The 6276-nt window shown below is 70.3% G+C and carries 6 protein-coding genes; 3 read left to right on the plus strand and 3 right to left on the minus strand.

The window, feature by feature from the left end; genetic code table 11:
* Nucleotides 1-1450 (minus strand): GAF domain-containing protein (locus tag ACEPPI_RS39415; protein ID WP_373920065.1); only part of this gene is annotated, 1450 nt, incomplete at its 3' end.
* Nucleotides 1451-1484: 34 nt separating this feature from the next.
* Entirely contained in the window at nucleotides 1485-2882 is a 1398-nt protein-coding gene (locus tag ACEPPI_RS39420; RefSeq protein ID WP_373920066.1) for an MFS transporter, read from the minus strand.
* A gap of 689 nt (nucleotides 2883-3571) precedes the next feature.
* On the opposite strand from ACEPPI_RS39420, the gene ACEPPI_RS39425 reads away from it, so the two are divergent.
* A complete protein-coding gene (locus ACEPPI_RS39425; RefSeq protein WP_373920070.1) occupies nucleotides 3572-4015 on the plus strand; it encodes a GAP family protein in 444 nt (147 codons plus the stop codon).
* The gene (locus ACEPPI_RS39430; RefSeq protein WP_373920067.1) at nucleotides 3928-4212 is read left to right on the plus strand and encodes a GAP family protein; all 285 of its coding nucleotides are present in this window, start codon (nucleotides 3928-3930) and stop codon (nucleotides 4210-4212) included. Before ACEPPI_RS39425 ends, ACEPPI_RS39430 begins: the two co-directional genes overlap by 88 nt.
* Nucleotides 4213-4629: 417 nt before the next feature.
* Here ACEPPI_RS39430 and ACEPPI_RS39435 read toward each other — a convergent pair whose 3' ends face one another.
* On the minus strand, nucleotides 4630-4848 hold the full coding sequence (locus ACEPPI_RS39435) for a hypothetical protein (RefSeq protein WP_373920068.1): 219 nt from the start codon (nucleotides 4846-4848) through the stop codon (nucleotides 4630-4632).
* 962 nt (nucleotides 4849-5810) lie between these two features.
* Between ACEPPI_RS39435 and ACEPPI_RS39440 the strand changes: the two genes are divergently transcribed.
* Nucleotides 5811-6276 (plus strand): pyridoxal-dependent decarboxylase (locus ACEPPI_RS39440; RefSeq protein WP_373920069.1); only part of this gene is annotated, 466 nt, incomplete at its 3' end.

The raw sequence follows: 6276 nt of genomic DNA on the forward strand, positions 1-6276 counted from the left end.
GGCCGCCCACCGCCCGCCCGAGCGCGGCGGCCAGCGCCGGGGCGTCCGCCCCCCCGGAGTCCGAGGGCGCCAGCAGCACGACGTGGTCGTGGTGCACCCCCGCCAGACCCCGCCGCTCACGGGCCCGGTGGGCCGCCGCGGCGAGCAGCCGCGGGCGCGGGGCCGCCGCGCTGTGCAGGACGAAGAGGGCGTGCGGACGCCCGAGGTCCACCCCCAGCCGACGGGCCCGCACCGCCAGTCCCGCTGGATCCGCCGACGGGCTGAGCAGGTCGCCCAGCAGCTCCCCGCGTATCCGGTCCTCGGTCTCCGCCACCGAACGACGCAGGAGCAGCAGCAGCGCCGTGACCATCGCGGCACGCTCGAACAGGCGCCGTCCGGCGTCGTCGAGACCGGCCCGGCCGGTGAGGGTGACACTGCCCAGGAGCTCCGGGCCGGCCAGCACCGCGCACACCCAGGTCCCCTCCAGGGGCACCGCCCGCCCGCCGCTCCGCGACGCGACCACGGCCCGGGCGGTCGGCGGCCGCGGGTCCGACCGTACGCGGGCCAGCTCCACGCCGTCCGCGTCGTGGATCAGCGTGCCGCCGTCGAGGAGGGTGCCGATCGCCGCCGCGACCTCGGTGATGTCCCCGCCGCGCAGTACGAGACCGGTCAGCCGGTCGTGCGCCTGCTCGGCCCGCCGCAGCGCGTCACTGTTCTCCCGGATGGTGCGCGACGCGGCGTTCAGCTCGGCCAGGGCCTGACGCGTCTCCTCCAGCAGCCGGGCGCCGTCGATGGCGATCGCGGCGTGGTCGGCGAGCGAGGACAGCAGGGCCACCTCGCGCGCGGAGAACGCGCGCGGGCTGCGGTCGGCGGCGAACAGCACCCCGATCACCCTCGGGCCCAGCCGCAACGGCACCCCCAGGATCGCCCGCAGGTCCTCCTCGGCGACGGCGCTGTCGATGGGACCGGTGTGCCGGAAGCGGGGGTCGCTCTGGTAGTCCCCGGTCGCGTACGGGCGGGAGGTCTGGGCCACGAGCCCGCCCAGCCCCTCGCCCATCCCCAGCCGCAGTTGCTGGAAGGCGGCCGACACCGAACCTTCGGTGACCCGCATGAAGGTGTCGCCCGCCGCCTCGTCGATGAGCGAGAGGTAGGTGACGTCGGTATGCAGCAGCTGCTTGGCCCGGTGCGTGATCGCCCGCAGCACCGCGTCCAGGTCCCGCAGCGCCGCGAGGTCACCCGCCGTGTCGAACAGCGCGGTCAGCTCCGCCTCGCGCGTGCGGTGCTGCAGCAGCGTCCGGTGCACCTCCAGTGCCACCGCCGTGGCCTCCTCCACGGCCGCCAGCTCCCCGGCGTCCGCACCGGCGGAGCGGGCGGCCGTGGCCGCCCGCGCGAAGTCCTCCGCCGGCGCGCCCCGGGCCAGCAGCCCGAGCAGGTCGCGCAGGGCGGTCCGTCCGGCGGTGGGGTCCGTCATGCCGGTGAGCTTAACGGCGCGGGTGCGGGCGCCGTCAGCCGCCGAGGCCGGCCCGGACGGGGGCGGCCCCTGAACCGGGCCCCGACCCCGATCCGGACGCGGACTCGGACTCGGACCGGGTGAGGCTGCGTCCCCTGGTCTCCCGGGCGAAGAGCACGGTCACGGTGGTCACGAGCGCCGTCGCGCACACGTAGAGGGAGACCGGGACGGAGGACCCGTAGTCCTTGAGGAGTTCGACGGCGATGATCGGGGCCAGCGCCCCGCCCACGATGGAGGCGAGCTGCGACCCCATCGAGGCCCCCGAGTAGCGGACCCGGGTGTCGAACATCTCCGAGATGAAGGCCGCCTGCGGACCGTACATCGCCCCGTGCAGCAGCAGCCCGGCGGTCACCGCGACGGCGATCACGGGGAACGATCGTGAGTCCAGCAGGGCGAAGAAGGCGAACGCCCAGCCCGCCATGCCGACCGAGCCCACGAGGGTCACCGCCCGCCGGCCGATCCGGTCGGACAGGGCACCCCAGGCCGGAATGGCGAGGAAGTGGACGGCCGAGCCGATCAGTACGGCGTTCAGGGCGTCGGCCTTCGGCAGGTGCAGGTGGGCGGTGACGTAGACCAGGAGGAAGGCGGTGAGGACGTAGTACGAGACGTTCTCGCCTAGCCGGACACCGATCGCGGTGAGCACTGCGCGCCGGCCGGTGCGCAGCACCTCGACCACCGGCGGCCGCTGCTTCGCCCCCGCGGCCTCCTCGGCCTCGGCCCGGGCCCGCGCCTCCAGGAAGGCGGGCGACTCGGAGACCGACACGCGGATCCACAGCCCGATCACCACCAGCACTCCGGACAGCAGGAAGGGGATCCGCCAGCCCCAGGCGAGGAAGGCCTCGTCCGACTGGACGGCGGCCAGCAACGCCAGCACCCCGGTGGCCAGCAGGTTCCCGCCGGGCGCTCCGGCCTGCGGCCAGGAGGCCCAGAAACCCCGGCTCCGGTCGTCCCCGTGCTCGGCGACCAGCAGCACCGCCCCGCCCCACTCCCCGCCCAGCGCGAACCCCTGCACCAGGCGCAGCACGGTCAGCAGCACGGGCGCCCCGACCCCGACGCTCGCGTGCGTCGGCAGCAGCCCGATCGCGAAGGTCGCCCCGCCCATCATCAACAGACTGAGCACCAGCAGCCGTTTGCGCCCGATCCGGTCACCGTAGTGTCCGAAGACGATCCCGCCGAGCGGCCGCGCGGCGAAGCCGACGGCATAGGTGAGGAAGGCCAGCAGGGTGCCCACGAGGGGGTCGCTGGAGGGGAAGAACAGCGTGTTGAACACGAGCGCGGCGGCGGATCCGTAGAGGAAGAAGTCGTACCACTCGATGGTGGTTCCGATGAGGCTGGCGGCGACGACTCTCTTGATGGATCCGGAGGTCGGGGGAGCGGTCTCGGGGGAGGCCATGAACACCACTTCCAAGGGGTCTGCGGGGACGATCGGTGTCGCCACAACGTAGAAGTCCGCAGGTCAGCGGCATATGTGGCGGGCCGTCACAATCGGGCGTCGTTCTATGTGCCCCACCCCCACTCCACGGGCGGAGCCGCCGGCGCACTCGGCGATACGGCAGCGGCACCCACACTGGCCTACCGCGCCATGGCGCGGCCGAACTCCCTCCGGGGGAGCCCGCCCGAAGACCGCCTCGTCCGGCTCCGCCTCCTGCGGCGTTTCGCACGTCGGCGCGCACGCCGAAACCGGGTGAAGCGCATAAGCGGGGTGGGGGCCCTGCTGGGGATCCCGGTCCGGCCAGGGGTTCCAGCCTCCGGTGTCAGTAGGTTTCGGCCCTCACCGTCAGCCACGTGGGACCGTTGCAGACTTCTGCCCATACGGCCCAATTCGGGCGCACCCGTGCGCCCGACCTCCGACCCGCAGGAAGTTCATGAGCTCTGCGCTCCGTCGGCCTGGTACAGCAGGTGCCCGGTTTCAGAGCAGCTGCGTCTGCCTAGCGTCGCTTCCGCCAGGCACTACCTTTCCGCTGCTCTGCCGGACATCCCGAGGGGATCCCGGTCCGCCTCCGGCCCCATCGGCCTGGCGCCCTGCGCCACCGCAGGCTCCAAAGTGGTAGACGCCTTGACATTTCTGGAGTGACTGCGTTGATGGCCCTCGATCTACTCGTGATCGGTACGGCCATCACGTTGGGGCCTTTGCACAACAGTGCGTTCATCCTGCTGATCTCCTCGCGGCGTGGAGTCCGCAAGGGCTTGGCGTTCCTTTTGTCGTGGCTCGTCAACCTGGTTGTGATCATCACATGTGTGTTGCTGTTGACCGGTGGGGAGCCCCCGGCCCGCCACACCGCGCCGTCTACCGCGGCTGCGTGTGTGAAACTCGCCATCGGCTTGGGGCTGGTGCTCTATGGCGCGTACCGGCGGTGTCGGCCGCCCCGCCCGCACGGCCCGCCGCGCTGGACCGCCAAGGTTGACGGCGCTTCACTGGCCACGGCCGCCTGGCCTGGTTGCCACAGCCTTGGGCGCTGGTCGGTGCCGACGCCGCGACGGTCGTCGCCGCGAACCTCTCGTCCCTCACCGACTGGCTCGTACTGACCGGCTACTGTCTGCTGGCCACGCTCAGCCTCGTCGCCATGGAAACGTATGAGGTCTGCGCGCCGGCAGCGGCGGAGGCCAGGTTGAACGGCCTGCGGACCTGGACTGAGCAGCACCAGGACCAGTTGATCGTCAGGATCTCCGTGCTTGTCGGCCTGTGGCTGACGGCGGGGAGCATCTACGAGCTGGTGGCCTGATGGCAAGAGGGCTTCCCCTTGGGAAGGTTGCCGGAGGGATCGCGATGTGCGCCTTTGGGCGGAAGCCCCCGGTCGCTGCGCCTTTCCTCGGCGACCAGGGAGTGCCCGGGACGTTCCGCACGGACTGCGGGTCTGCGTCTCCTCGGTTGTCGCCACGGTTGGGGAACAACGAGGCGGCGGCCAAGTCCAATTGAGGGCTACGGGTGAGTGCCGGATTCCCCGGCCGAGGCCTGGAGCCGGCGCAGAAACCGGTCGGCCTGGTTTCATATACGAGGACGCTATATTCCTGTCACGTTCTCAGCTGGAGCGGACGCCCGTCGGGTGTCGGCGTTGATGACGCCCTGGTGGTTGGTGGGGTACTCGCACGCCGCTGTGCGGCCCGCCGGATCGGCAGACCACACAGTGTGATTCGCTGCGTCAGCAGCCGTCGTCATATCCTCCGCCCCAGTCGTCGTTGTACCCTCCGTAGCCGCTGTCGTCATCGTCGCCGCCGCCGTGGACGACGGTGACAGAAGTGACGGGATGCGTGGGTACAGCCGCCGAGGCGGCACCTGCGGCGCCGAGCGCCGCGCCACCGGCCATCAGGACACCGATGGCAGATACGGCGAAGAGCCGCTTCACTCTGATTGCCTGCATGATGAACCCTTCTCGCGGGTTTTGCCATTCATTGACGCACGAGTTCGTTTTTCCTCCTCGCGCGATCGGTCACGGAGGCTCCCGGTCGCCAGATGAATGTGATGTGCGTGTATCCGCCGTCAACGTGGCCTCGTCGGGCCATGGACCTTCTGGCATTCTCGAACCCTCGGTGCATCACCTGAGGCCAGAGAGCGGATTCCACAGTTGCGTCCGTGTTCTATTCATGCTAATCCCTTTCGCGCGGCTCGTCATCTGGGGTCGCGAGCCTGGACGTGTGTTTCGAAGGGCGGGCTGCGAAGGAGGTCGCTGTTCGCAGCGCCAGCCCATGCGCCCCGCAATGGAGGTTGCCCTTTCACGCATTCGCTTGACGGAGCCCCACGTCACCGATACCGACTCCGGCCACCGATCAGTATCGAGAGAGTGCTGCGAACATCGAGCGCACTGAGTCGGGTGCGTGGTACAAGGCCGCGAGGCTTCGAACCCGGCGCCACTCACGTGCTCACATGGCATTCCACAGGCGGATTCTCCTGCGCCTCCGCGCGGCCCCAGTCCCCTGACATCGCGCGACTTGCCGAACACGCCGGTGCCCTGCGCATGAGCGAGCACCACCCGACCTCTGTCCAACTTCAGCTCCTCGGGTGCGGGCGATGCGGATCCAGTGCCGAGCGGAGGAGCGGCACTTGACCAATCACAGGCGTCCGTCATTCTCGGGGGTCGCCTGATCCGGCGACGAAGAGCCACATGGGCGCCGGTGAACCCCGACAGTGCCGCCGGAAGGGTCGGTCCAGGCGGCAATCACACATGCGCCAGAGGGTTATCCTCCGCTGCAGTCGTGAACAGCACGAACGTCGGACTCACTCATCCAGCGTGCCCGGGATGGCGTACGTCCCCATGCCGAGCCGTGGCCATGTCCGTAATGTCTCATTCGAGTCTGATGGGATGGCTGACACGTGAGGTGACTGGTGGCTCTGCACAAGGTACAGAAGCAGGCGGCCGACCCGGCCATCGACATCTTCGCCTCTCCGCTGAGCGAGCGGGCGTTGCCCAAGCGGTCGATGCCGCAGTTCTCCGCTCCGCCGTCCGTGGTCTTCCAGCTGCTGCGCAACGAGTTGCTCCTGGACGGCAACGCCGCGCAGAACCTGGCCACCTTCTGCACCACCTGGACCGACGACGAGGTCCGCCGCCTGATGGACATGTGCCTGGACAAGAACATCGTCGACAAGGACGAGTACCCGCAGACGGCCGAGATCGAGTCGCGCTGCGTCAGCATCCTCGCCGACCTCTGGCACGCGCCGGCCGGCGAGGGTGGTGACGCCGATGCGGTGGGCTGTTCGACCACCGGCTCCAGCGAGGCCGCCATGCTCTGCGGCCTCGCCCTGAAGTGGCGCTGGCGCGACCGGCGGCGTGCCGCCGGCCTGTCCACCGACC

This window comes from Streptomyces sp. AB3(2024) (assembly GCF_041862025.1).
Classification (GTDB): Bacteria; Actinomycetota; Actinomycetes; order Streptomycetales; family Streptomycetaceae; genus Streptomyces.